The sequence below is a fragment of the Paenibacillus sp. NPDC058177 genome (assembly GCF_042883835.1).
Lineage (GTDB): Bacteria > Bacillota > Bacilli > Paenibacillales > Paenibacillaceae > Paenibacillus_AQ > Paenibacillus_AQ agri.
The window spans coordinates 1,865,690-1,890,435 of the sequence record NZ_JBHVVB010000001.1; the positions used below are offsets into that span (position 1 = coordinate 1,865,690).

At 46.2% G+C, this 24,746-nt stretch carries 19 protein-coding genes; 6 read left to right on the forward strand and 13 right to left on the reverse strand.

Features of this window, described 5'->3' with window-relative positions:
- Window positions 1-360: 360 nt before the first annotated feature.
- Window positions 361-1,098, reverse strand: coding sequence for a hypothetical protein (locus ACFVU8_RS08845; protein WP_387426841.1), 738 nt, complete (start codon window positions 1,096-1,098; stop codon window positions 361-363).
- 723 nt (window positions 1,099-1,821) lie between these two features.
- Window positions 1,822-2,637 carry a DUF1648 domain-containing protein gene (locus ACFVU8_RS08850; protein WP_387426842.1) on the reverse strand — a complete coding sequence of 272 codons (816 nt, stop codon included), beginning with the start codon at window positions 2,635-2,637 and terminating at the stop codon, window positions 1,822-1,824.
- A 540-nt stretch (window positions 2,638-3,177) separates the two neighbouring features.
- On the opposite strand from ACFVU8_RS08850, the gene ACFVU8_RS08855 reads away from it, so the two are divergent.
- Entirely contained in the window at window positions 3,178-4,302 is a 1,125-nt protein-coding gene (locus tag ACFVU8_RS08855; protein WP_387426844.1) for a DegT/DnrJ/EryC1/StrS family aminotransferase, read from the forward strand.
- 474 nt (window positions 4,303-4,776) lie between these two features.
- Window positions 4,777-5,013 carry a sigma factor-like helix-turn-helix DNA-binding protein gene (locus tag ACFVU8_RS08860; RefSeq protein WP_387426845.1) on the forward strand — a complete coding sequence of 79 codons (237 nt, stop codon included), beginning with the start codon at window positions 4,777-4,779 and terminating at the stop codon, window positions 5,011-5,013.
- 53 nt (window positions 5,014-5,066) lie between these two features.
- Here ACFVU8_RS08860 and ACFVU8_RS08865 read toward each other — a convergent pair whose 3' ends face one another.
- From ACFVU8_RS08865 to ACFVU8_RS08875, 3 genes are all read right to left on the reverse strand, one after another.
- Window positions 5,067-6,167, reverse strand: coding sequence for a DUF1648 domain-containing protein (locus ACFVU8_RS08865; protein ID WP_387426846.1), 1,101 nt, complete (start codon window positions 6,165-6,167; stop codon window positions 5,067-5,069).
- Window positions 6,168-6,611: 444 nt separating this feature from the next.
- A complete protein-coding gene (locus ACFVU8_RS08870) occupies window positions 6,612-7,571 on the reverse strand; it encodes an ROK family protein (protein WP_246317488.1) in 960 nt (319 codons plus the stop codon).
- A 148-nt stretch (window positions 7,572-7,719) separates the two neighbouring features.
- A complete protein-coding gene (locus tag ACFVU8_RS08875; RefSeq protein ID WP_387426847.1) occupies window positions 7,720-8,622 on the reverse strand; it encodes an ArsR/SmtB family transcription factor in 903 nt (300 codons plus the stop codon).
- A 189-nt stretch (window positions 8,623-8,811) separates the two neighbouring features.
- On the opposite strand from ACFVU8_RS08875, the gene ACFVU8_RS08880 reads away from it, so the two are divergent.
- Both ACFVU8_RS08880 and ACFVU8_RS08885 read left to right on the forward strand, forming a co-directional pair.
- Window positions 8,812-10,560, forward strand: a complete 1,749-nt coding sequence (locus ACFVU8_RS08880; protein WP_387426849.1) for a glycoside hydrolase family 2 protein — start codon at window positions 8,812-8,814, stop codon at window positions 10,558-10,560.
- Window positions 10,561-10,806: 246 nt separating this feature from the next.
- On the forward strand, window positions 10,807-11,394 hold the full coding sequence (locus ACFVU8_RS08885; RefSeq protein ID WP_387426851.1) for a sugar O-acetyltransferase: 588 nt from the start codon (window positions 10,807-10,809) through the stop codon (window positions 11,392-11,394).
- Window positions 11,395-11,581: 187 nt separating this feature from the next.
- Here ACFVU8_RS08885 and ACFVU8_RS08890 read toward each other — a convergent pair whose 3' ends face one another.
- From ACFVU8_RS08890 to ACFVU8_RS08910, 5 genes are all read right to left on the reverse strand, one after another.
- The gene (locus ACFVU8_RS08890) at window positions 11,582-12,556 is read right to left on the reverse strand and encodes a hypothetical protein (RefSeq protein ID WP_387426853.1); all 975 of its coding nucleotides are present in this window, start codon (window positions 12,554-12,556) and stop codon (window positions 11,582-11,584) included.
- A gap of 24 nt (window positions 12,557-12,580) precedes the next feature.
- Window positions 12,581-13,501: a cysteine synthase A gene (gene cysK, locus ACFVU8_RS08895; protein WP_387426854.1), complete on the reverse strand. Its 921-nt coding sequence runs from the start codon at window positions 13,499-13,501 to the stop codon at window positions 12,581-12,583.
- Window positions 13,502-13,689: 188 nt separating this feature from the next.
- Window positions 13,690-17,688 carry a discoidin domain-containing protein gene (locus ACFVU8_RS08900; RefSeq protein ID WP_387426855.1) on the reverse strand — a complete coding sequence of 1,333 codons (3,999 nt, stop codon included), beginning with the start codon at window positions 17,686-17,688 and terminating at the stop codon, window positions 13,690-13,692.
- 576 nt (window positions 17,689-18,264) lie between these two features.
- Entirely contained in the window at window positions 18,265-18,963 is a 699-nt protein-coding gene (locus ACFVU8_RS08905) for a Crp/Fnr family transcriptional regulator (protein ID WP_387426857.1), read from the reverse strand.
- A gap of 75 nt (window positions 18,964-19,038) precedes the next feature.
- Window positions 19,039-20,553, reverse strand: coding sequence for a DUF4153 domain-containing protein (locus tag ACFVU8_RS08910; RefSeq protein ID WP_387426858.1), 1,515 nt, complete (start codon window positions 20,551-20,553; stop codon window positions 19,039-19,041).
- A gap of 113 nt (window positions 20,554-20,666) precedes the next feature.
- Between ACFVU8_RS08910 and ACFVU8_RS08915 the strand changes: the two genes are divergently transcribed.
- On the forward strand, window positions 20,667-22,355 hold the full coding sequence (locus tag ACFVU8_RS08915; protein WP_387426859.1) for an ABC transporter substrate-binding protein: 1,689 nt from the start codon (window positions 20,667-20,669) through the stop codon (window positions 22,353-22,355).
- A 42-nt stretch (window positions 22,356-22,397) separates the two neighbouring features.
- On the opposite strand, the gene ACFVU8_RS08920 is transcribed toward ACFVU8_RS08915, so the two are convergent.
- The 3 genes from ACFVU8_RS08920 to ACFVU8_RS08930 all read right to left on the reverse strand — a co-directional run bounded on the left by ACFVU8_RS08920 (window position 22,398) and on the right by ACFVU8_RS08930 (window position 23,952).
- Window positions 22,398-22,889, reverse strand: a complete 492-nt coding sequence (locus tag ACFVU8_RS08920; RefSeq protein WP_387426861.1) for a DinB family protein — start codon at window positions 22,887-22,889, stop codon at window positions 22,398-22,400.
- Window positions 22,890-23,050: 161 nt separating this feature from the next.
- A complete protein-coding gene (locus ACFVU8_RS08925; RefSeq protein ID WP_387426862.1) occupies window positions 23,051-23,488 on the reverse strand; it encodes a GNAT family N-acetyltransferase in 438 nt (145 codons plus the stop codon).
- 17 nt (window positions 23,489-23,505) lie between these two features.
- Window positions 23,506-23,952 carry a hypothetical protein gene (locus ACFVU8_RS08930; RefSeq protein ID WP_379466310.1) on the reverse strand — a complete coding sequence of 149 codons (447 nt, stop codon included), beginning with the start codon at window positions 23,950-23,952 and terminating at the stop codon, window positions 23,506-23,508.
- A 174-nt stretch (window positions 23,953-24,126) separates the two neighbouring features.
- Between ACFVU8_RS08930 and ACFVU8_RS08935 the strand changes: the two genes are divergently transcribed.
- A complete protein-coding gene (locus tag ACFVU8_RS08935) occupies window positions 24,127-24,663 on the forward strand; it encodes a GNAT family N-acetyltransferase (RefSeq protein WP_387426864.1) in 537 nt (178 codons plus the stop codon).
- Window positions 24,664-24,746: the final 83 nt, after the last annotated feature.

The window sequence follows — 24,746 nt, forward strand, 5'->3', positions numbered from 1 at the left end:
TTCTCTTCGAGACCTGAAAAAATAATTAAATGAATAAATTATTGATATAATAGTATATAAAATCCCTAATATACCTAAAATCTTATATATATATTGCATCGTGAGAATTTACCTCATTCCTAATTTAGCGTTCTTTCAGATAACGTTCCTCGCATTCACGAACTCCCGCAGAGGGTTGTCGCAGCAACCGCTTCTCGAACCCACATCTGCGACCAAGGGCGTCAGCCCGATGCGTGAATACAGTGTTATAAAATGTTGGGGGCCTCCCTCGAGTTTACCTTCAAATCTTTTCTTATCCGGTCTTCTTTTCATATATACGGTGGAATTCGCATAAAAAATCATAATCAAATGAAGCGAACATCAAGTATTACTGTTGCTCGCCGCTCTGATTTCCTGTTTAAGCTTCTTAAGCAAAGCATCAATCCTTGTAACAATCATTCCACTAGAAATAGCTTCCCAAGCACTCTGCTTCCCAGCTTCTATTTGTATAATAAGTATAGCTAACTCTGCTTCTTTCTGAAGTATTCGTTTATCAAACAGCCTATTAGCAGTATTTAGCTTTTTCGAAGTTTCTAACTCCGAAATTAGTCCGACCAAATCAGCTCTCAGGCTCCCCCAAATTTCCAAATATTCTTCTCTAAAATAGAGTAGATCCACCAATAGAGTTTCATCAACTATCAAGTCTACATTGCCAAACAACTGCTGATTCCAATCAGACACTAGATGTTTCCCCTTAACACTATCTTCTTGAAGCTCTGTGAATTGATTAAATGAAGATGAGTAATTTTCCATGACACTCCTGATCTTATCTAACTCGATTTTTATGGCATGAAGTGTCGGAAGTTGCTCTAAAAGTCGTTTATTATGGTCAGTTTTCTTTTGCTGATCGATCTGATATTTTGTCACTAATAGAGCAACAATTCCTCCGATTATACCGCCTGAATAGTTTCCAAAGAAGCTCAACCAAAGCTCAGTATTTCCTGCTGTAATCCTTGGTACTGCTGGGATCAGCATTAGTACATTCACAAAAACTGGACCTGATACAAATGCAACTATTATCCACTTGTATTGTTTTATGAAATCCATTAAATTTTTCATTTTCTTTCTCTCCCTCAATGCTCACAATTAGATTTCAATATAGATTTTTAACATGGATTTAAAGCAAAAGCGGATTCTATCCGTTATACTAAATGATTATTTATCAGATTTTAAGCGTCAGCTTTGTTTTTACATGTCTTGCCCCCAATTTCTTATAACGTAATATTCACGAACTTCGTGAATTTACAGAATACAATTAAATAAACGAACAAACAGGGGCTGAAAATCCACCTATGTATTCTAGTTCCATTATACAATGAAATGGAAGAATATGACGATCACTAGTCCTATACTTCCAAACAAAAAGCCTCCGCCAATTACTCCAACAGAAGCTTCTAAATATTTGATTCACGCAAACATCTCATCAATGAGAGGTACGTGTGAATCAACAACTAGCTATACCCAATAGATAAAAAGACAGGAATACTCCGGTGAGTACTAACCTCTAAGCCTTGTTACCACAACTAACAGTACAATAATTCCGAGCAAAATCAGCCAGCTTACTGGGTGACCGAAATTTAATCCCTAGCCGACTCCGAGCCTTTTCTCGACGATTAGGTTTGGATCCTTACGATTGAAATAAATCATACCTAACAGCCATTTATCATCATCATGGACAGGTCTGACATTGGAGTGATCGGCAGATCGCTCCAAGCGGCTTCCGCCCTGACCAGCCCAGAAGGATAAGGCGAAGGCGTATAACATGATAAAGGCTATTATGATTTAGATAATGGGGATAGCGAAATTGATGTTAAGCAGAGATATCATGTTTAGTTGCACGACGGAAAACAGGATAACTAATAAGAAGCTTGCTGTAATCATAAAACATGACCAAGTACGGCGGAAAGTTACGTCTTGTCTAATGGAACGGTTCGGATCAGTGAGTTGAACCTGCTGCTTCACTCTGCGAATACTCCAATTCTCAAATATGAACAAAAGTGTTATGAACACTTGTATTATCGTAGGCATAAACACAGAACTATAAGATTTAGCTACATAGCGGTCTACGATCCAACTGCTGTTGAAATGGATCGGAATCTGATCAGGAATCTGATCGTAGTTGCGTAGCACAGTTACAATACTAACAACAATAATTAAAACATGAATGAGGAACCAATTACTGGATAAGCCAATATTTCTTTTCCGAAATCCAGTGTCCACTGCCATGATCGATGATTCCGGAGCAATAGGCAGCATAGGTAGTAAATTTTTCATTTTGAAATGATAGCTAATGTTTATGACTAGGGAGATTACGACCATGGCGAGTGAATAAGTGACAATGATCCAACTTTGTTGCTTGGAATGTTCATCACCGTATATTAGGCAGATGATACAAACAATGAATAGGATGGTATGCAAGGTAGCACTAATCCTAGCATATGACTTCCGCATCTGGCGCAGAGGCTCACTGTGGAATTGTACAGCGCTGACAGTGACCCCAAAACTAATAGTCTCTCTTGTTAAATAAGGCATGCTTACCATGAGTACAATGGTAGGTACAAATACAAAGATCATTACTATAACAGGCATTATCGTCATATCATTCGCCTCCTCTTTTACATAAGTGTGTATTCGAAAACTCTTTAACCCTTAGAGCATAGGCGATTCATCACTATGCCTTTTTGCGTATGTATCCTATTAACTTAGGATAGGTAATCGACTTGAACATAAATTTAATTATAATCAATTTTAGTGACTACAAGGGCTAAATTAACAATTTAACCATATTTTTATACGCAGAGCTACTCCTCTGACAACTGAATTATGGCAAGTACATCTGTTTTAAATTCTGTGTAAGTAAAATATTGTTCGGCAAAAAATATTCCACATGACCAAGAGCACTTAGAATTCCCCCATCTAACATGCAAATATCTACACCTGGTGTATCTGCCCCAATTGCTTTTATTCCTACCTCACTAAAATATTTGCATAGAAATACCCACGAGAAAATATTGGTTTCTATTCGCTTGTCTCATAGTAATTCATCCTAAGAGGACAATCGCCGTGCCATGTATTTAAAGAAAAACATAAGATAAATCAACGACAAAGTATTGGGTTTGGAAAGGGGCTCTTTCATTAATGGGTAGAATTCAACTATTTAAACCCGTATACCGAGTGGAAGAGTGCTTGGACGGGATACGCGAGTGCCTCGAAAAAGGTTGGACGGGATTGGGACACAAAACGGTCGAGTTTGAAGAGCAATGGAAAAAGTATACCGGATTACCGCAAGCTCACTATGTAAATTCAGCGACCTCCGGACTTCACTTGGCTATCAAAGTATTAAAAGAGAATTATGGTTGGAAAGACGGAGATGAAATCATTTCGACACCATTGACCTTTATTGCGACCAACCAAAGCATATTGTATGAACATCTAAATGTCGTTTTTGCAGATGTCGATCAGTATTTATGCCTAGATCCCGATGATGTGGAAAAGAAGATTACAGCCCGTACCCGGGCAGTTATGTTTGTAGGTTTGGGCGGGAACACTGGCCAATATAAAAGGATTGTAGAACTTTGTGCTAAATATGGGTTGAGCTTAATTCTTGATGCAGCCCATATGGCGGGCACTCTTCTTGACGGAGTCGTTCCTGGAAAAGAAGCGGATGCCGTAGTCTACTCCTTTCAAGCGGTAAAGAACCTGCCAACCGCAGATTCCGGCATGATTTGTTTGCGTGAACCTGAACATGATCTCTTATGCAGAAAGCTTTCATGGATGGGAATCGATAAAGATACTTACAGCAGATCTCAGGGGAACTATAAATGGATGTACGAAATCGGAGATGTGGGGTACAAGTATCACGGGAACTCGATTATGGCTGCAATAGGTTTGGTTCAACTCAAATATCTGGATGAAGACAATGCTTACAGAAGAAAAGTTTCCGACTGGTACGATGCCTGTTTTGCGCAAGCCAAGGACAAGGTGAAACCCATTCCGGTGGCAGACGGCTGCCTTTCCTCAAGACACTTGTATGTTATTGAAGTGAATCACAGAGATGAACTGTTTGAACAATTGAATCATGAGGGGATCTATCCGGGCGTCCATTACCGCGACAATACGGAATACAATATCTTTGCTTCGTCGGCCAACACTTGTCCAAATGCAGGAAGATTGAGTCATACCATTATATCTTTACCTTTGCATTTGGAAATGACCCAAAAAGATGTAGAAACCATCGCTTCCATCATTTTGAACTATTCATAATCCATCCCATATGCCTTTCCCGGGAAGACAACCATCATGATGATACATTTTTAATCGGACTAACGGAAACTATACTAGAAACGGCTGCCAGTGGGCAGCCGTTATTATTTTAGCACATGTGAACAATGCCAGTAGGAATGGACTCTGAGCATTGCGGACTATCACTCAGCGGAAATACCGATTTTCGTAAGTCCATTGACAGGCTTGCCGCCCTGGTTCAGGTGGTTAAGCACCCATTTTATTGACACAGTTCTTTTTCTTTATCCTGTCCGGACTTTTGACCTCGTTCTTTTCCCATCTGTTCTTATCCCCATTTCTTTGCCCGAGCTAGTACGGTAACTGTGCGAGCATGTTTCCCGCGTACACAGTCAATATGTAAAAAAGAAAGGCACACAAGAGAAGCTAGATTCCGCATTGAAGGAGATCGCAGTAACGATAAGCACCGAGGGCAGTACTTATACAGGGTACGACATTATGAATATCACTGTCAGTCTATCTGCTAATATATTCCACGATGAATTGCAGGAATTGCTATATAAGTTATCTATAGTTGAGCGACAGTATTTAATATTGAATGTGATTTGTGGTTATACGAGCAGGGAGATTGCTGATGCTTTTAATGATACTGTTGCTGCTGTTACAAAAAGAATTCAACGAGCTAAGAAGAAAATGAAAGGCTATATACAGAATCTTAATGTGGATGGCGTCTAATTTGGAAGCGAAAAGATATTTATTTGTTGAAAGCTAGAATACTCCGGTGAGTACTAACCTCTAAGCCTTGTTACCACAACTAATAGTATAATAATTCCGAGCAAAATCAGCCAGCTTACTGGGTGACCGAAATTTAATCCCCAGCCGACTCCGAGCCTTTTCTCGACGATTAGGTTTGGATCCTTACGATTGAAATAAATCATACCTAACAGCCATTTATCATCATCATGGACAGGTCTGACATTGGAGTAATCGGCAGATCGCTCCAAGCGGCTTCCGCCCTGACCAGCCCAGAACGATAAGACAAAGGTGTACAGCATGATAAAGGCTATTATGATTAGGATAATGGGGATAGCGAAATTGATGTTAAGCAGAGATATCATGTTTAGTTGCACGACGGAAAACAGGATAACTAATAAAAAGCTTGCTGTAATCATAAAACATGACCAAGCACGGCGGAAAGTTACGTCTTGTCTAATGGAACGGTTCGGATCAGTGGGTTGAACCTGCTGCTTCACTCTGCGAATACTCCAATTCTCAAATATGAACAACAGTGTTATGAACACTTGTATTATCGTAGTCATAAACACAAAACTATAAGATTTATCTGCATAGCGGTCAACGTTCCAACTGCTGTTGTAATGGATCGGAATTTGATCAGGAATCTGATCGTAGTTGAGTAGCACAGTTACACTACTAACAACAATAATTAAAACATGAATGAGGAACCAATTATTAGACAAGCCAATGTTTCTTTTCCAAAAACCAGTGTCCACTGCCATGATTGATGGTTCCTGAGCAATCGGCAGCATAGGTAGTAAACTTTTCATTTTGAAATGATAGCTAATGTTTATGACTAGGGAGATTACGACCATGGCGAGTGAATAAGTGACAATGATCCAACTTTGTTGCTTGGAATGTTCATCACCGTATATTAGGCAGATGATACAAACAATGAATAGGATGGTATGTAAGGTAGCACTAATCCTAGCATATGACTTCCGCATCTGGCGCAGAGGCTCACTGTGGAATTGTACAGCGCTGACGGTGACCCCAAAACTAATCGTCTCTCTTGTTAAATAAGGCATGCTTACCATGAGCACAATGGTAGGTACAAATACAAAGATCATTACTATAACAGACATTATCGTCATATCATTCGCCTCCTCTTATACATAAGTGTGTATTCGAATTGAACATAAATTTAATTATAATCGATTTTAGTGACTATAAGGGTGAAATTAACAATTTATCTAGATTTTTTTGATACGCAGAGCTACTCATCTGACAACTGAATTATGGCAAGTACATCTGTTTGAAATTCTGTGTAGGTAAAGGACAGGTTTTCGGATGAAGGGTGTGATAACCAGCAGTAGCAAAATTGGGCGAAATGCTCGCCTCGTATCTGCAAGAGTGCGGATTACTGCGATTGTATAACCTCCTTTAGATAACAACCTGATTGTAACAAAGGGAGATTAATACGAGAAATATCCTTTAACCTATGTTTTAATTCAAATAAAGTATTACTAATAAGCTTACACACAACAAAAAAACGCCTTCTCAGGCGTTTAATCCAATAACTATCCTCTCCAATAACCCTACCGCCGTCTCTCAACCAACTGCAGATTATAGCTCAAGCTTTCCAGCGTGACAGCAATTAATCCATTCATGTAGTGGTCATGCGGATGATCTAACACGATAATTTGTGGCATATGCTCATCAGGAATGACGCCCGAGCAGAGCTGATAGATTCCCTTAATATGCTCTTCTTTCGCCAGTTCTCCAGTTAGTGCTATCGTCTCGGGGTTAATAACTGCAATGAGCGACATAATCGTCGTGGCTGCCAAAGACTCAAATGTATCTTGCTGGTGCAGCCTGGCAAACTGCTCTTGACGTGAGATCCCAAAGGGCAGAAAGGATACCTCCCCCGCAAACTGGGTTGTTCCGCGATGAATATATCCGTCAATCATCATGCCTGATCCGGGAAAGTTATTCCGCGGGAAGGTCACCACTACAATGGTTTTGTCCTCTTCATAATCCTGCTTTTTATAAAAGCCATAAACCGTCAGGTTCATATCATTGTCAACGGTAACCTCGATCTCATATTTCTCTTTTAAACGTGATTCTAAAGGTACATCAATTAACTCTGCAATGTCACAAACGTTAATGACCCCTTGATGAACAAGACCTGGAATCCCAATACCAAGGGCCTTAATCTCGGGATGCTTGGTGATCAGCGATTCGATTACATGCTCAATAACAGTAACGTCGGCCAGCTCCACGGCATGAAGACCAGCATCAATCTCCTCACCCGATAAGTTCGCTACCCGATAAGTTAATGAGTGTTGATCCCCTTCAGCGTTAATATATATACAAGCGATGTAGGCAAAATTGGAATTATATACGAAGCGCTTCGCTGGTCTTCCCCCGTTTGGCTGCTCCATTTCAGTTTCAATCACTTCACCTGTTTCAAGAAATTCATTTAAAATATTGCCGCAGGTAGCAACACTTAAACCTGTAGCACTTGCAATCATAGACTTTGTACCTTGCTTCATCATTTTTAAAGCTTGCTTTATCAGTTCCTGGTTGATTTTTTTAACGCGAATCGAATTGTTCGTGATCTGACTAATTTTACACACCTCTTTTATAGCTATTATCAAAAGTGTTTTAATTAAGCATAATATAAATGAATAGACATTGAAACAATCAATAATACATATTGACCTCTATATCCTGGTCGTAATTTCCAAACCCTTTACCAAATAACGTAACTCCTCCGCAGTTTTCTGCACTTGTCGGCGAAGCTATCCGCAGCGTTACCTCTTTGCTAAAGTTGATGCCGAGCATTGAAGTTGTCACATCAGATATCCGGACACCATCCATGTAAGTGCCCTCTTCCATTACAACCAGCGTCTTAAGTAGACCATGCTGCGTACCATGATGCCACCAGTCGGGAGTAAATATACCAGGCTTGCTGCCAAAATCCCCCGGTGACGTCCACATTCCTACTTCGATTCCATTGATGAAAAAACTAATATCTGAAGGCCACTGTTCGTTAAAGCCCGGCGCTTCTGAACATATCTCAAGTGATATCTCCAAACGTTTGAGCAGTTGATTACTCAGCAGGAAATTGGGGATACGATACTCGATCCACCCGCTACCAAACCAGAGATGCTTCGCCTGAACATGTTCGGGATCGGCAAAATAGCGCGGATCGTCGACCATGCCGATCATTTTCAACTCGGAGGCCAGTCCGCAGGTTGGATTCACTTCAAAGGCTGCATATTGGCCAACTGGCATTGAGACGTTGTAGCTTTTCTTAGGTTGCGGCTTAGTGACTCTGAATTGAAGGTTAATGGAATCCATCTGAAGTGAACACAACTTCTGCATTCCCCGCTTACCGACACTGGTCTCGCACGAGATAATCCCCGCACGCTCCATCTTCTGAATATGCTTCGTAATAATGGCGGAAGAAACGTCGATGGCCTCAGCCAATTCTCCAATATTCATCGGTCTGTCATTCAATAACTCAATGATTCTAATCCGGGTACCCGACGATAAACATTCCAGAAATGCCAAGTTACTGCTGTTCACTTCGATCGATTGCATGATGATGCCTCTCTTCTTCTAAGTCTTTTATCAATTATATAACCTAAATGTTAACCAATCAACTACTTCACCTTCAGATTGCAGAGAGAATAATGACTTGACAGATAGAAATAGCGACTTTATTATGATGGAGAATCATCATTATTTGTTAATCAATTAACTTTTAAATTAACTAAAAGGAGAATGATTATGTCAGCAAATAAGTTGCCACGCCCGGAATATCCAAGACCTCAGTTTGTTCGAGAACAGTGGATGAATTTAAATGGAGAATGGCAGTTTGAGATGGATCAAGGGTGTAGCGGAAAGGCTCGTGGTTTACAGAAGGATGATATCCAGTTGAAGCAATCGATCCTTGTACCCTTCTGCCCTGAAAGCAAACTATCCGGTATAGGCCACACTGATTTTATGAATGCTGTCTGGTACAAGCGGAGCTTCACGACACCTGAAGCATGGTTGGGCCGTAAAACGCTGCTTCATTTCGGGGCTGTCGATTACGAAACCGAGGTTTGGGTTAACGAGCAGTTTGTCGGAACACACCGCGGGGGTTACTCGTCATTCTCGTTCGATATCACAAATGCCTTGAAGCAAGGTGATAATATCATCACCGTATATGCTCAGGACGATAATAGGTCCGGTCTACAGCCCTGTGGTAAACAATCCACCGCCTATCATTCCCATGGTTGCGAATATACGCGGACAACCGGAATTTGGCAGACCGTATGGCTCGAATCCGTACCCGATACTTATATCTCTTCCTTCCGCATAACGCCTGACACTGAGAACGCTTGCATTCATTTGGAAGCCAAATTTAATGGCGCGGTGAACGGGTTGCAATTTACTTGTGAGGCTTTCTTCGGGAAAAAAATAGTTGGCGCTGTATCTGTGAACTGTGGTGGCTCCTCTACTAAGTTGACGCTTCCTTTATCCGAGACTCATCTTTGGCAAGCAGGTTCACCCAATTTGTATGATTTGAATTTAAAAATAGTCAGCGGTGACACGATAATCGATTCAGCCGTCTCCTATTTCGGTCTTCGTACCATCCAGCTTGATGGAATGGCTGTCCGAATTAACGGAAAATCAGTCTTTCAGCGACTTGTTCTCGACCAAGGCTTCTATCCGGAAGGTATATATACGGCTCCAACCGATGATGATTTGAAGCGTGATATTGAAATATCGCTGGGGCTTGGCTTTAATGGTGCACGACTCCATGAGAAGATGTTCGAGCCCCGATTCTTGTATTGGGCCGATAAGCTAGGATATCTCGTGTGGGGCGAGCATGCTAACTGGGGTTTGAATATATCTACCGCCCAAGGACTATCGCAATTTTTGCCGGAATGGATTGAGGGTATTGAGCGCGACTTTAACCACCCGAGTGTGATCGGCTGGTGTCCATTCAATGAGACATGGGATTCCCGTAACGGCGCACGTCAGGATAACGAGGTACTTCGAATTGTGTACGAAACCACGAAAGCGATCGATCCAACCCGGCCGGTAATCGATACGAGCGGCAATTTCCACGTTGTGACTGATATATTTGATGTGCACGACTATGACCAGAATACGGAATCATTCCGGGCCCGTTATGCCCCTATGGCCGAGGGTGGCAAAGTGTTCAACTCATTCCCCGAGCGCCAAAAGTATGAAGGACAGCCTTATTTCGTCAGCGAATACGGCGGGATCTGGTGGAATCCTGGTCAGCTGGATCAGGACTCCTGGGGCTATGGGGAGCGCCCGCAGAGTCTTGATGAATTCATAGCTCGCTACGACGGCCTCACCACCACATTGCTCGATAACACCAGCATGTTTGGATTCTGTTACACACAGCTGTATGATGTGGAGCTGGAAGTCAACGGCTTATATACTTACGACAGAACACCCAAACTAGATCCTGAGATCATTCGCGCAATTAATACGAAAAAAGCGGCAATAGAGGACTAGAAAAGGTCACAATAGAAGCTGGAGAAAGTCCATTAATGGCTTTCTCCAGCTTCTATGACGTTACCCCTCAGTTACATAACATTGGAATCACCTCGAATCTATTGTAGTATCAGGGTGCTGTACGGTATTTAGATTATCTGAGAGACAAGCAGTTTGAGTAGGTAATGCAGTGCCTTATTTACTTGCTTGTATGGGAAATTGTAGGTATCATCATATAGATTGATCTTGGAAGCGGGAGGAATAAACATGAACGAAAAAGAGAAAGCACGCAAAGGATTGCTATATGATAACAACAATGATCCCTTACTTATTAGAGAAAGAACATATGCTAAGGATCTCTGTCACGATTACAATCAATTACGTCCCTCTAGCATAAATGAACGTAAAGCAGTAATTAAACAATTGGTCGGGAAAGCCAGCAAGAACTTTCACATTGAGCAGCCGTTCTGGTGTGATTACGGATATAATATCGAGCTTGGTGAAAATTTCTACGCTAATCATAATTGCGTTATTTTAGATTGTGCCAAAGTAACGTTTGGAGATAATGTATTTATTGCTCCAAACTGTGGCTTTTACACCGCTGGTCATCCATTGGATGTTGAACAACGTAACCAAGGCTTGGAATACGCCTACCCGATTACCGTTGGCAACAATGTGTGGTTTGGTGGTAATGTCGTTGTTTTGCCAGGAGTGACCATTGGGGATAATAGCGTTATCGGAGCAGGCAGTGTGATCAACCGCGATATCCCATCCGGAGTGATTGCTGCGGGGAATCCATGCAAAGTGATTAGAGCCATCACTGAAGAAGATAAGAAAAAATATTGGAAAAGCTAAAGCCTGTTAACCATACATATCCGCTAACACATGCTAGAGTTCCAAACATAGGATCATAAAAAAGCTCCCCTCAGCTACAGGTTATTATTTAAACCTGCCTGCTGTTAGGGGAGCTTATTATTTATAGACGAGTTCTGTTCGATCCAGTGCACTTGGTTTAGCGGATTATGTAACGTTCTGAGCACTTCTATAAAGGAGAGGTATAACGCCCATATTGAATGTCCAGTTCCTTAAACGTCGCTTCATGCTGATTCAGAAAAAAAGTATTAACCCCCTCTGCGCCCCACCAGTTGATCCCGAGCAGGACACCGTCCGCTTTTTGGGCGGCAAACAGTACCGAGAACATGCCGGGAGATACCTCTCCACCATCATCCACCCGCCATACGGAGTAATCGTCATCCTGAACAACCGCGGGATAGTCCATAAAAGCAAGGGATTCTCCTTCTTTCAACACAAGACTGAACAGCATATCCTTATCCTGCCGCACAAACTGGACAACATATAGCTCGCGGTCCGGGGACAGATCGGCAATCTTCCCGATGCTCTGAATCTCCCGCTTCTTGACCGCAGCAATCGCCTTCCGCACGTCTTCACCCACTACCGGAGGGTGCGCCAAATCTTCATTGGCTGGCTTAACGTCTAGTAGAGACTTAGCGTTGAAATCCGCTTCCGTGGTCAAATAATAGGTGGCATCGGGGACGGCGCTTCCTTCTTCGACTGTGAAGATGTATCCTGGCAAATGCGCAAAGTTATGCGCCATCTCCCGTCCAGTCCCCTCCTCACTGCCGGGCTGCCATTTCACGAACTTCACGGTCAGCACTTGTCCGTTGTTGCCGATAGCCTGATCCAGCAGTGATAGCGCCTTGTCCTGTCCCTCTTCCTGTGCGGTAACCAGAATCTGCTTCCCCTCCGCATCGGCAAACCCGAAATTCTCGGACAACTTCCCAGTGTCCAGAACCTCTGCCGCTTCGGCGTTCTCCGCAGTCAGAGAAGCCTCTGCCACAGGCTCCGGCGAAGCTGTCTCTGTAGCGGCTGGACTCGAAGACGCTTGCGGAGCAGCGTTCCCACCGGTCTGAGCGCTCCCTGTATGATTCACAACCGAACATCCAGCCAGCATCACTGCCAGCACAGCAGTAACGGTCATCCCCGCATATTTTTTCATTCCTGTACCTCCGCCGTTAGTGGATTAGAAAATCCCCATGCTCAAGTAACGCTCACCGGTATCCGGAGCAATACACAGCACCCGCTTGCCTGGGCCGAGCCGCCGGGTCTCCCGCAGAGCAGTCCATACTGCCGCGCCGCCGGACGGTCCGATTAGAATACCTTCTTGTGCCGCCAGTGATCTTACGATATCCAGAGCATCTTCATCCGCCACCTGCACAATTTCATCGTACACCTCAGTGTTGAGAATCGCAGGAACAAAGCCAGGACTGGTGCCCACTAGCTTATGCGGACCCGGGGTTCCGCCCGACAATACCGGAGAGCCCTGTGGTTCCACCACAAGAATACGTATATCCGGGAGTTCCCGGCGCAGCACTTCCCCAGTACCGGTGATCGTTCCGCCTGTACCTGAAGTAGCTACGAACACATCCAGTCGCCCTTCCATCTGCTCCAGAATTTCCGGCGCTGTTGTGATCCGGTGAATATCGGGATTAGCCTTATTCTCAAATTGCTGTGGAATGAAGCTGTTCTCTATACTTCGGCCAAGCTCCAGCGCTTTGGCGATGGCACCCGGCATACGATCCGCAGCGGGAGTCAGCACAACATCAGCACCGTAGGCTTTTAGAATATTAATACGTTCCTTGGTCATGTTGTCCGGCATAATCAGAATGGCCTTATAGCCCTTCGCGGCTGCATTCATAGCGAGCCCAATGCCTGTATTTCCGCTGGTCGGCTCAATAATTGTGCCGCCAGGCTTCAGCAGCCCTTCTTGCTCCGCCTGCAGAATCAGATTGTATGCGGCCCGGTCCTTGACACTTCCGCTGGGATTGTACATTTCCAGCTTGACATAAACTTCCGCATCCCCGGGACCGGTAAGACGGTTCAGACGCACAACCGGCGTATCTCCGATCAGTTCGGTGATATTATTGACTATTTTTGGGGACATGGTGCAGCCTCCTCATTCCATTTCATTTCTTTTCCTAAACATGCTATTCCTACATTGTAACTGTGAATAAGGCTACTGTCGAATCCAAAAACATCTACGAAATGGCCTCACGACAAAAAGCCGCTCCCCTGTAAAAGCGGAAGACGGCTTGTTGCAACCGGCTGCTTAACCGGTCAAATCATGAACCTTTACGGATTTACATTAATGGTGAATGTCGAGGTGTTGTTCTTGATTGGTGTTACGGTATTCGTAATCTTCAGGTTGTTGAAGGTCACTGAACCAACTGCCGGACCTTGACCCGGCTCAGCGGATTCATTCACCCAGATACCAACGCCGGATTTTGCGTCAAACGCGTCACCGCTCTTTTTCGCACCGGAGATCGTGATGTTATTGAAGATGGTGTCTTTTACCGGGAACTGCGGTGTATTGCCGACATAGTTCGTCTGGAACATAATGCCGTGGTATGTTGGATCAATGATATCTACATCGCTGACCCGGATTCCCTGGAACACCTTGGAGGCCGAGAATACCCAGATAGCCGGGAAGGTCTGTGCGCCCCAGAAATGTCCGCCCGCCCGCTCAATCGTAATGTTCTGGAAATTCGTGGTTGGAGAAGCTCCGAAACCATTCATCGGATAACCAAAGTCAAGCGAACTGATCGTAACTCCGGAGTATACCAGCGTATCAGCGATGTAGATGTTGCGGAACGTATTGGCATAACCGCCGTACACCGCAAGTCCAGCTGCACGCCAGGTCAGGAGTGAAGTCAGATTCTCATACACATTGTCCTTCATATCAGATCCGCCCGCATCGATGGCCGAGAACAAGGCGAAGCTGTCATCCCCGGTGGCGCGTGCTTCAATGTTGGAGACCAGGTTGTTCGTACTGCCGTTTGTCATATTGATTCCGTCGGCAAAAGTGTTACGGATACGGGAATTCTTGATGACCATGTAGTCCGTATTAGCACCCCAGTACATGCAGACCTGATGCTCGGTCCAGATGTTGTCGATGGTAATGTTGGCCACATTAGAGAAATCAAAGACTTTACCCGGACCATCGATACGGGAAGTATAGTTACCGAAGTAAGCGAAATTGGCAAAAGTAGAGCCGTTCGCCGTATCAGTAGCTCTAAATCCGATATCTGTATTGCTCTGATTGGTTGGGGCCACGAAACGTGTATACCATGGTCCTGCGCCAATGATTTTTACAGGCTTGCCGTATACCTGGAACTTGTTAGAAGTCTCATACGTACCGGCAGGCAGGTAGACACCGACGAGGTTACCGGTAGTATCCATGCGGAATTTATCCAGTGCGTTCTGCACGTCCTGATGAGTAAATCCGGTAGGCACTACATATTTGGCCGGGTCAGGATTTGGAATTGGCGACACTTGCTCCAGGTTGATAAAGTCGATGGCATATTGTGACGTATTGGCAGCATCCTTTTGCAGGCGAATCTTGCTTCCCGCCGGGATGGTGCTGTCGAACATGATATTGGCTTCGTCATAGATATGACGCGGTGAACCTGCGCTTGGCGTGTTGCCCGGGTTAGTCTCCGAGCCATACAACCAGGCATACTTGGAAGTCAGATTGATCGCCTTTGTGAAGACACCGTTTACATAAATGTTAAGTGTAGCATCTGTTCCTCCACCACTCGGGGAATCCGGAATGGAGAAACGGGTCACCAGCGTGTTCGTGCTGGCTTTAGTAGTGAATTCCACGTAGCTGCCTGTGGTATTCAGGGTTACTGCTCTTCGGCCGGAAGCCTCACCGGCAAGATCGCCGACGTTGCGGTTCGGTGCAAGCTTGACGGCACCGCCGCCAATGACAGCATCCTCAGCTTCGTACATATCGTAAGGCATATTGGCACCACGGCCTACGAAGAGAGATTGATTCTGGATGTTGTTGCCCTGTTTTACAGGAAGCTCATTGGCATCAACAGCAATCTCGCTCTTGATGTTGTACTTGCCGTTGCCTGCTGTCCAAGAACCAAGACTGATTGGGGCTGTCGTTTGTCCGCTCGCAATCACGCCATTGTAAGAACCGCTCAGGGTCTTCACTACTGCATTGGTTGTGGCATCGGTAATCGTCAGGGTAACAGCATGAGCCCCTGACGCAGAAGCTGCCGTGCCCTGATTCTTGATCGTAATCGTGAAGTTTACCGTGCTGCCTGGCGATGGGTTGCTCGGCGACCAGCTGACGGAATCCGCAATCAGGTCGGAGCTGGATACTGCCGCAACTGTCAACTGCGACGGATTAGTGTAGCTGTTGTTGGATTTGTCCAGCTCAATAATGCTGTTATTCTCATCCACCTTGGCAGTTACTGCATAAGCTGCTGCATCCTTAGCTCCGATGTTCACAGAGACATTGGTGAAAGCTCCTGCAGCAATGGCTCCAACCGGGGCAGTACCGACAAGCGTCGTACCGAGGTAGAAGTTAACATTCGTGGCTCCAGACGCAGCCGTACCGATATTTTTCACAATAGCATTAAGTGTGATGGCATTCGTCTCTATCGGTGCTGCCGGAGACCAGGATATCCCGGTAATCGTCAAATCCGGATTAGGAGCTGGCGTGCCGAAGATTTGGAATTCAGCAATTTGCCCAGCACTGGAGCCGGAATTTGTCGTAATTCTGAGTTGAACTTCGCTGGCAGTAGCATTGACCGGTATGGTCACTGAATTGCCAGTGGCTGGATTAAAAGTATAGACGGTTGCCGGTACAAGACTGGAGAACGTAGTGCCGTTCTGGTCCCGTCCAAGAACCTGAATCGTTTGTGTGCGCGTAGACCAGGCCGAAGATGGATTCAATTTCAATACAACGGAGCTAAGGTTGGCATTCGCACCCAAATTCACACTAAGCGTATTCGGATAGCTTCCGCCCGCACCTTCCCAGTAAGTATTCAAATCCCCGTCATTGGCATTGGTGGCTACGAAAGTAAATACAGAAGAGGAAGCGGTGACCGGTTTGTTCAGCGCCAGGTTGGACCCTGGTCCGGTCGTCGGTGTCGGTGTTGGTGTTACGGTCGGCGACGGTGTTGGCGCTACTGTCGGAGACGGCGTTGGCGCTACAGTTGGTGATGGCGTTGGCGCTACTGTCGGCGACGGCGTTGGTGCCACTGTCGGCGACGGCGTTGGTGCCACTGTCGGAGACGGTGTTGGCGCTACTGTCGGCGATGGTGTTGGCGCTACTGTCGGTGATGGTGTTGGCGCTACAGTTGGGGACGGTGTTGGTGCTACAGTTGGGGACGGTGTTGGTGCTACAGTCGGCGCCACGCCCGGTGTGAGATTAAGGTTGTCCAGATTTACATTGCCAGTGTCCCCGGCATCATACTTATACGCAATCGTGTTAGTTCCGGCATTCAAGGCCAGTGTCTCTACCTTGGTGGACCAAGTGTCCCAGTTGGCCAGATTCGGCAAAGAAGTCTGCTTCACCTTTGTCCCGTTGACGTACACGCTGATGGTCTTGGCACCTCCGCTAGCATTGGCATAACGCAGCGCAGCGTCATAGCTGCCGGCTGTAGGAACGTTCACTGTGAAGGTAGTGGTGGCACCTTGCGTCAGGTATCCATCTACAAATCCTGATCCAGTGTAGCCAGTGTGATCGGTGTTCACCTTCGCACCACCGGACAGCGCAGCCGCTTCGGCTTCATACGCTCCAGAAGGTGTTGCGGTCGTACCGTAGACTTCAAACTCGGAGATTTGTGCGGCTGGCCAGCCTGTATTCGCAGTAATATTCAGTCGCACATATCTTACGCTTGCTGCTGCAAAATTGATGGTTACCGTATTGCCATTGGATGGATTAAAAGCATAGCTGCTGGAAGATGCCAGATTGCTATAACTGGAATCGTTGCTGCTTCCCTCTACAGACAGTGTCTGATTTCTGGCCCCCCAATTGGACGGCAGCTTCAGCACGACCTGGTTGACATTGCTGGCTTCACCCAGATCCACTTTAAGCCACTGTGGAAAAGCATTGCTGCTGCTCTCCCAATACGTTCCCTGGTTACTATCATTGGCGTTAGAAGCCACATATACATCACCAACAGAGCTAGCTGTAATCGTCTTACCTTGGGCCAAATTTCCGGCTGCTGAACTCACAGACGGGAAAAAGGCTAACTGGCCTACAAATAATGCAGCAATCAGGCAGTACATCAGGACTGACCTTCCCGTTGAAGCTTTGCGACCTGTTATCATGAACAGCCAACCTCCATATTTTTTATGGTGAAGCTTGAACCCTCTGCAACCTTCTGGACTACACGCACCTTTTCGAAAAGAAACACGTCTTGGATGCCCAGACTCTAAATCTTGCAAACTTCCATTCCGTATACGCTTTCAAAACTGATCTTTAAGTCATCTACCGCCTCCTCCAGGATACTGAAATCGTAGAGAAACCCTTATGAAGCAGCATTCTTTACTAGTAGAAAGCCGATAGTGATCCTCTTAGACGCAGAATAGCAGCATCTTCGCATAAAAAAGAACGATCCCCTTGCTTGCGTAAATATGCATAACTGCAACTCAACACGCAATATAAGAAGATCGAACATCGGAGGATGACTATAAACTAACTAATAATGGTAATAATATAAGATACAGTAATCTTCCAGTCGATGGCAATTTCTATGATTTGTGTGTGGTATCTTACGATTTCGATAAAATATGCCAATAGTCTTATTCCAAAAGACTGACCCTTTTCCCGTAGAAAAAGCAAAAAGACCGCTTCTTCCGGCCGCAGCCTGATTTAAAGCGATCTCTGATAGCATTTGTGCCACTCTATTCGTACAGACTGCCGCTCGCCAGCTCAGCTAACTTTCCTTCATCCAGAATGCTTAGGCGGCCATGCTTACGTTCGATGATGCCCTGTTCAATAAATTTACGAACAATCCGGTTCAGATGCCGGTAGCTGGTGCCGAGCAGCTCCGCTGTTTCTGTCAACGTGGAGGTGCGAATCTCATCTACGTATCGTATCCCCTCACTGTCCGTGAGCAGAGACAGCAGATAGCTCGCGAACCGGTTCTCGACCGGATACAAGAGATTCAGCGCAGAAGTCTGTCCCAGCGTATAGAGCTTGTGGCTCAGTTCTCCGTATAGAAAACGCAGCAGCACCGCATTATGCTCCATTTCCTTCAGCAGCCGTCTTCGGCTGGCAAGCAGGATCAAGCTGTCTCCCACCGATTCTACTTGGTTCTTCACGGGATATTCCCGCAGCAGCTCTACATCCCCGATAATCGACATCGGCCGCGCAAAACGTACCAGCATTGACTTCCCGTTAGGCAGCAGTGTGTGAATCTTAAGGTTGCCCTGGACCAGGATGAACAGATATTCCAGCTTATCTCCAACCGAGCAGACTGCCTCGCCGTTCCCGTACAATCGCAGCTCCATAGACTCGATCATGGGATTGCCAAAAATTTCGTCAAGACCGTTTTTTTCCGCCAGATGGCGAACAGCCTCCCGGTCATATATCATTTGCATTCGCCAATCCCTCCGATGCTTCAGTGTAATGTAGAATGCCCCGCAAAAAAAGGACATATGTCCTTTTTTTGCGATTTATTTCGTCTCTGCCTTAAAATACTCTTTCAGTTCATGTTCTGCCCTGTAGCGTGATACATTAAACGACTGCCATTTTTCAGCTGTCTGGCTGACTTCCCATTCCCTGCGCAAACCATTATCCAGAATCCCATTCTGACTACGGCTGAAATCAATTAGAGTCGGAATCGCTTGCGGCGATAATGTAAACAAATAATCGGCATCCAGTTTGCCACTAGTGACATACCGTTCAATATTCTTGTTCGCGACAATTACGTCCAGGCAGATATAGTTCATCACGACGTACGACACCAGACCAAGCACGATATAACATTTTGCCAGCGAAATCTTCTTGCTTCCAATCCGCAGCGCTGCCAGGCCAAGCAGAAGACCCAGGAAAATCATAAACGCATGCACCAGAAAACGCGTGTAGGTATATCCGTATGCTTCCTCATATAACGAAAGCCGGGTAAAGGCGGAATACAGCATAACACCAGAACAAGCTACCAGGATGTATAGCAGGACAGGGGTGATTCTTCTCAGCAGACCTTGTCCTTCACCTGAAGGCAGAAGGCATAACATAAGCAGGATGAAATTGATTCCTGTCACCATCACTAACTCGAAAAAACCGCTCCGTGCATAGTCAGCATACGTGCTGCCCGTTGGCAGGATTCCCTCCCACGCACCGAACAAATAGGAGAACTGCACGAACACAAACAGCACGTAAACCATATTAATCGAAATGAGAATCGTCGCCATGATCACAGGATCGATTCTGAACACCGGTAGTTCCGGTGTCTCCATATTTAGCTGCTTTAGTGCAGGATTCCGGGCATTCCAGCTGTAATCCTTGGGATCAACAAAGCCCCAGACAAAGCCGAAAAAGCCAAGTCCGAACAATAGTACCCACATCACCCGTACAAAACCCTCGCCCAGAGACAAGTTACCTAAAATATTGGGAAACTCCTGCACCAGATGAAGGAAAACGCCGTCTGCAGAGGAAAGCAGCGAGACTACAACCAGCAGGATCGGACATGAAATGGTCAAACCAATCAACACCTTAATCAGAACCTGCTTACGCTCATCCTTGATTTTGCCACCCTGTTTGCTGCGCAACTGGGCAAAGGCTGTAGCCCAATGCCGAAAGTTCTGCGGGAAAAAATGTTCCAGCGTCTTGACAATCAGCTTTCCCTCGCCCCAGGAGAGTCTGTCTGCTCCCAGCATATACGTCATATGTAAAAGAATCAGAATCGGGATAACCAGCAAATTGAAGCCGAAGAAGAACATATCCTGAAACAACACATACGTTAGCGAGAGCAAACCGATGGCAGCAAGCCATAAGTAGCTGAACCATGAGAACGGACGCCTTTGCTCCCGGGCATAGTACAGTATAAAGACGTAAAACAAGGTCACAAAGATCGGATAAGATATTCCGGGTTGTGCGCCAAAGAACAGATACTGGTGAATGATAGCCAGCAAAAATGCAGCACCCAATACGACAAGAGGGCGGATCCGCCTTACTTCGTTTTCAGACATGGTAAATACCTCCAGTATATTACTATCTAATCCTTATTTTAAATGTTAAAATAAGAAGATAAATAGAAAAATCGAAATTATTATTTCTTATTTTCCAAGGAGGACCCTCTCTCGTGAAGCTGCATAGCCAATATTTGAAGCTGCATTCCCGCTATGGGAGCGCCGCCGAAGTAACCGTCACCCTGGACGAGCTGGCACAAACCTTGGGCTGCACCCACCGTAACGCCCTGCATGTTGTGAATAAAATGGTCCAGCAGAGCTGGATCGTCTGGACATCGAGCCGCGGACGGGGGCGGCGCTCCACGCTGCGCTTTCTGCTGCCTTCCGAGGAGATTGCCCTGCAATCGATGAAGCAGGCGATCAGCCGCAAGGATATCCTCAGTTCCATCGAGGGTATTCGGGATCACGCCCGGTCCTCGTCGCTTCAGGACACCCTTCAGGGCTGGCTGCTCGCCTATTTCGGCCATCACTCCGAGATGCGCAGCGACAAGCAGATTGATACTTTGCGGCTGCCTGTCACACAACAACTGCATACCTTTGATCCGCTGTATATGAATTTGCTGGCAGAGTCTTTTGTGTCAAGCCATGTATTTGATGGTCTGCTGCGTCAGAGCGGGGAACAGAACGTGATCGGACCTGGGCTTGCCCATGCCTGGGAGGCCGATGAGAGCCGGACGACATGGACTTTCTTTCTGCGTAAAGAGGTTCTGTTCCATCACGGCAAGGTGCTGGGTGCCGAGGATGTCGTCTATTCCTTTGAGCGGCTGATGCAAACTTCACAGCGAACGCTCTACAGTTATATTTTCAAGGAAATCCAGGCGGTTACCGCCCTTAGTCCGACGACTGTTCAGATACAGCTCAAGAAGCCCAACGAGCTCTTCCTGCCCTTCCTGTGCACCAGCCGTGCGGCAATTGTGCCCCGGGACTGGGAAGGCGCGCGTGGTACAGATCTGGGACGTCAGCCTGCCGGGACAGGACCGTTTAAGGTCACTGAGATGCATGAGCATCTATGTGTGCTGGAAGTGTTCCCGTATTATTTTCAGGGAAGGGCCCACCTGGATCGTGTAGAGATCATCTATGTGCCTTGGGAGATTGATGCATCCTCTGCCGATTCCGGTGCTGCGTTCCATGTAATCCAGAACCCATCCGCCCCCGAGTCTTCCAGCTGGAGCCGCATGCACTCCGAGTCCTCCACGCGCAAATTTGTGACCTGCAATACACACAAAAAAGGACCGCTGAGCGATCCATTGGTCCGTGGTCATCTGATCTCCTGTTTGCAAGGGGCAGCAGCTGGCAATATCCCGGAAGTTTCCGCCCCCCACGTGGGCCCACTGCAGATTGCTACTATCCCCCAATATGGGGGCGATGCAGAGGATATTGCATTCAAACTGACTGCAGCCGGCTATTCCTGCAGGGTCGTCACCGTCTCCCCGGAGGAATTCAAAGGGTCGATCCGCCTGGAATCAGATCTCATTGTCTTCTCCCTATTCCGCGATCAGGATGAACAGCTGCGGCTGTTCGACCTTTACCAGACCTTGTCGCGTCATCTGGACGCACACACGCGAGGCGATATCGAAGGTATGCTTCACAGAATCTCCCGCGAACCCGATCCGCACGTCAGAGCCGAGATCTTTCAGCGGATTGAGAAGCGTCTGACGGACGAGCATCATCTGCATATTTTATATGAAAAACCGACCCAAACCGCCTACCTCCCTTCGGTTCGCGGCGTCACCTTCAACAGCCAAGGCTGGGTCGATCTGCGTCATATCTGGTTTCCTCCGGAAGACTTGAAAGCCCGGTAACTTCACAGTTACCAGGCTTCTTCAATGGTTAAATATAGCGGGCTATTCCCTGCCAGGCAGACTAAATACCAACCCTTTTTCTATCAGGTTAGCCGACACCGGCGCCTTGCCGATCTCCCTGGCCCATACGGATAGCTGTCCCATATGATGAATCTCGTGAGCAATCACATGCCGGAGCACCTCACCCCAAGCCAGAGAGCGCACCCGCCCATCCGGCAGCAGATCATCAAACATTTTCCGTTCCAGCTCTTCCCGCCAACCTAATACGAATCCCTCTACATCGTGCCGGAAACGTGCATCCAGCGCCCTCACCTGTGCCAGGCTTTGATACAAATTGAAATCCTCCAGAAAATCCGGCTTGCCCTGAATGGACTGAATCCAGCTCCACTCGACATCAGCAACATGGAATAGCGTCTTCAGAATGCTTCCTACTCCGCCTGTCCGTACTTTGAGAAGCTCTTCCTCCGGCACATCCTCACACCAGCGGTACCACTGCTCGCGAACCATCCAGTTATAACGAAATAAAGTCTCCAAATTATACGCCTCCATGATAGTAATATTCTGAGTATAATATGGCGGGAGTTCTCGCAGTATGGAAAAGATAGCTTTAAAAAATCGATCCCGCGTACGTTCTCCTTACTCTCTCCCTCATCCCATACCACATAAGGCTCTCATGCAGCCACTCTGGTTAGCCCCTAACTTAGATGCTTCCTGTAACCCTCTACCTTCTCATCGCGGAAGCCCAGCGTTTCATAGAATATATGTGCTTCCTTCCGCTGTTCGCCTGAGACCAGAATCATGTAATAGCAGTCCCGTTCGCGGGCTATTTCCTCTATCCGCACCATTAGCTTCTTGCCAACGCCTTGCCGGCGCGCACGCGATGAGACCACAACATTCTCAATCACCATAAACGGTCGACAATCCCCTACAAGGTCGTAACACAGAATACCCATTACTGACCCTAACAGCTCTCCATCTATAAAAGCACCCAGCAGAATATACCGGTTATCAGCCTTCACCAGCTTAAAAACTTCCTTAAGCTTACTCCGCTCTGCCGCTCTCTCCACCAGTTCATGATACAAATCGTTTAATGCGTCCAGTTGGTCCGCTTCAATTTCCTTAAGAATAACCATGATTGTCCTCCGTCGATTTATTTTTTGGGAACCTGCAGTTCAAATTGCTCCTTCTGTCCATCCCATTCAACCTCAACTTGAATTACGGCGTCCTCTTGCTCGATAGATCCGTTACTTACAGACCTTGATTTCAAATCACCAAAGTGAACCGGACCTTCAATAGTGCTACTACCTCCTCCGGTAGTCCCTTTGTAGCTGTATTTCAACTCTTTTATATCACCGAGATCGGTTTGCTTGCCCTTGTACTTGAGCTGGAAGGTGCGCTCATTCGAAGAACTGTACTCCGGCCTCACGCCTTTCTTGTCGGTCAGCGTCGTTGATGCTTTCTGTACATACTCGGCTGCCCACTGCTCCCCCTCACCATTAAACGTATAATTATACTTATAAGTCTTCGAGTTACAGGATACAAGAAGCAATAGGATTACCGCCCCTATCAGCAAAACACGTAGTGCCTTCATCATCATCCAGACCTCCTGTTTTTTGATTAAGGTAACTGTCTGCCTGGCTCAAGATCGCCCAAGTATGATTAGTACGATTAGTATAATTTTACAACAAAAAGAACTTTACCTACCAGTTATATCGTCCGCAGGACTAAACTTAGATAATACTATTATTTTCCTAACGAAAGGACCGATAAGATGTCTGACTTTGAATTCCCATCCTTGCAAACTGCCAGATTGACCTTAAGATTGTTAACAATCGAAGACAGCCATGAGGTGTATAAACATTTTGCGGATGAGGACGTCACGAGGTTCATGGATATTTCACCCTGCAAAAGCGTGGAAGAAGCTGAGGAGATCATCCAATTTGGCATAGATCACCCGGGGTGCCGCTGGGGAATATTTGAGACAATCACTGGGACGCTTATTGGCACTTGTGGTTATCATTGTTGGGTAACCCAGAGTAACGGCGAAGCCAAGGCGGAAATCGGATATGACCTGTCAAAAGCATACTGGGGTCAGGGATTTATGACAGAGGTCATGTCCCCAGTGATTTCATTTGGTTTTGAACAAATGGGACTATCGATGATTGAAGCCACAGTGGAACCCCAGAACGAGCGATCTATCCAACTGCTGAACCGGTTGGGTTTTACCAGGCACCAAGAACTCGTAGATCAACTTGTTTACTTCCATCTGTACTCGCCATTACGTGAAACCTCTCCTGCCAGTATATAAGCCCCACATTCATAGCAAAGAAGGACAGCCCAATCAGCTGCCCTTCTCTTCATTCAAGCCCCTAGTGCTGCTCCTCATTCAAG

Bases quoted from the DNA above. Each gene is read 5' to 3' on its own strand.
- ACFVU8_RS08905 (WP_387426857.1), bottom strand. From the start codon at position 18,963: ATGCAAATGATATATGACCGGGAGGCTGTTCGCCATCTGGCGGAAAAA.
- ACFVU8_RS08930 (WP_379466310.1), bottom strand. From the start codon at position 23,952: ATGATGATGAAGGCACTACGTGTTTTGCTGATAGGGGCGGTAATCCTA.
- cysK (WP_387426854.1), bottom strand. From the start codon at position 13,501: ATGTCCCCAAAAATAGTCAATAATATCACCGAACTGATCGGAGATACG.
- ACFVU8_RS08935 (WP_387426864.1), top strand. From the start codon at position 24,127: ATGTCTGACTTTGAATTCCCATCCTTGCAAACTGCCAGATTGACCTTA.
- ACFVU8_RS08900 (WP_387426855.1), bottom strand. From the start codon at position 17,688: ATGATAACAGGTCGCAAAGCTTCAACGGGAAGGTCAGTCCTGATGTAC.
- ACFVU8_RS08870 (WP_246317488.1), bottom strand. From the start codon at position 7,571: ATGATGAAGCAAGGTACAAAGTCTATGATTGCAAGTGCTACAGGTTTA.
- ACFVU8_RS08855 (WP_387426844.1), top strand. From the start codon at position 3,178: ATGGGTAGAATTCAACTATTTAAACCCGTATACCGAGTGGAAGAGTGC.
- ACFVU8_RS08885 (WP_387426851.1), top strand. From the start codon at position 10,807: ATGAACGAAAAAGAGAAAGCACGCAAAGGATTGCTATATGATAACAAC.
- ACFVU8_RS08845 (WP_387426841.1), bottom strand. From the start codon at position 1,098: ATGAAAAATTTAATGGATTTCATAAAACAATACAAGTGGATAATAGTT.
- ACFVU8_RS08890 (WP_387426853.1), bottom strand. From the start codon at position 12,556: ATGAAAAAATATGCGGGGATGACCGTTACTGCTGTGCTGGCAGTGATG.
- ACFVU8_RS08880 (WP_387426849.1), top strand. From the start codon at position 8,812: ATGTCAGCAAATAAGTTGCCACGCCCGGAATATCCAAGACCTCAGTTT.
- ACFVU8_RS08875 (WP_387426847.1), bottom strand. From the start codon at position 8,622: ATGCAATCGATCGAAGTGAACAGCAGTAACTTGGCATTTCTGGAATGT.
- ACFVU8_RS08860 (WP_387426845.1), top strand. From the start codon at position 4,777: ATGAATATCACTGTCAGTCTATCTGCTAATATATTCCACGATGAATTG.
- ACFVU8_RS08925 (WP_387426862.1), bottom strand. From the start codon at position 23,488: ATGGTTATTCTTAAGGAAATTGAAGCGGACCAACTGGACGCATTAAAC.
- ACFVU8_RS08865 (WP_387426846.1), bottom strand. From the start codon at position 6,167: ATGACGATAATGTCTGTTATAGTAATGATCTTTGTATTTGTACCTACC.
- ACFVU8_RS08850 (WP_387426842.1), bottom strand. From the start codon at position 2,637: ATGACGATAATGCCTGTTATAGTAATGATCTTTGTATTTGTACCTACC.
- ACFVU8_RS08910 (WP_387426858.1), bottom strand. From the start codon at position 20,553: ATGTCTGAAAACGAAGTAAGGCGGATCCGCCCTCTTGTCGTATTGGGT.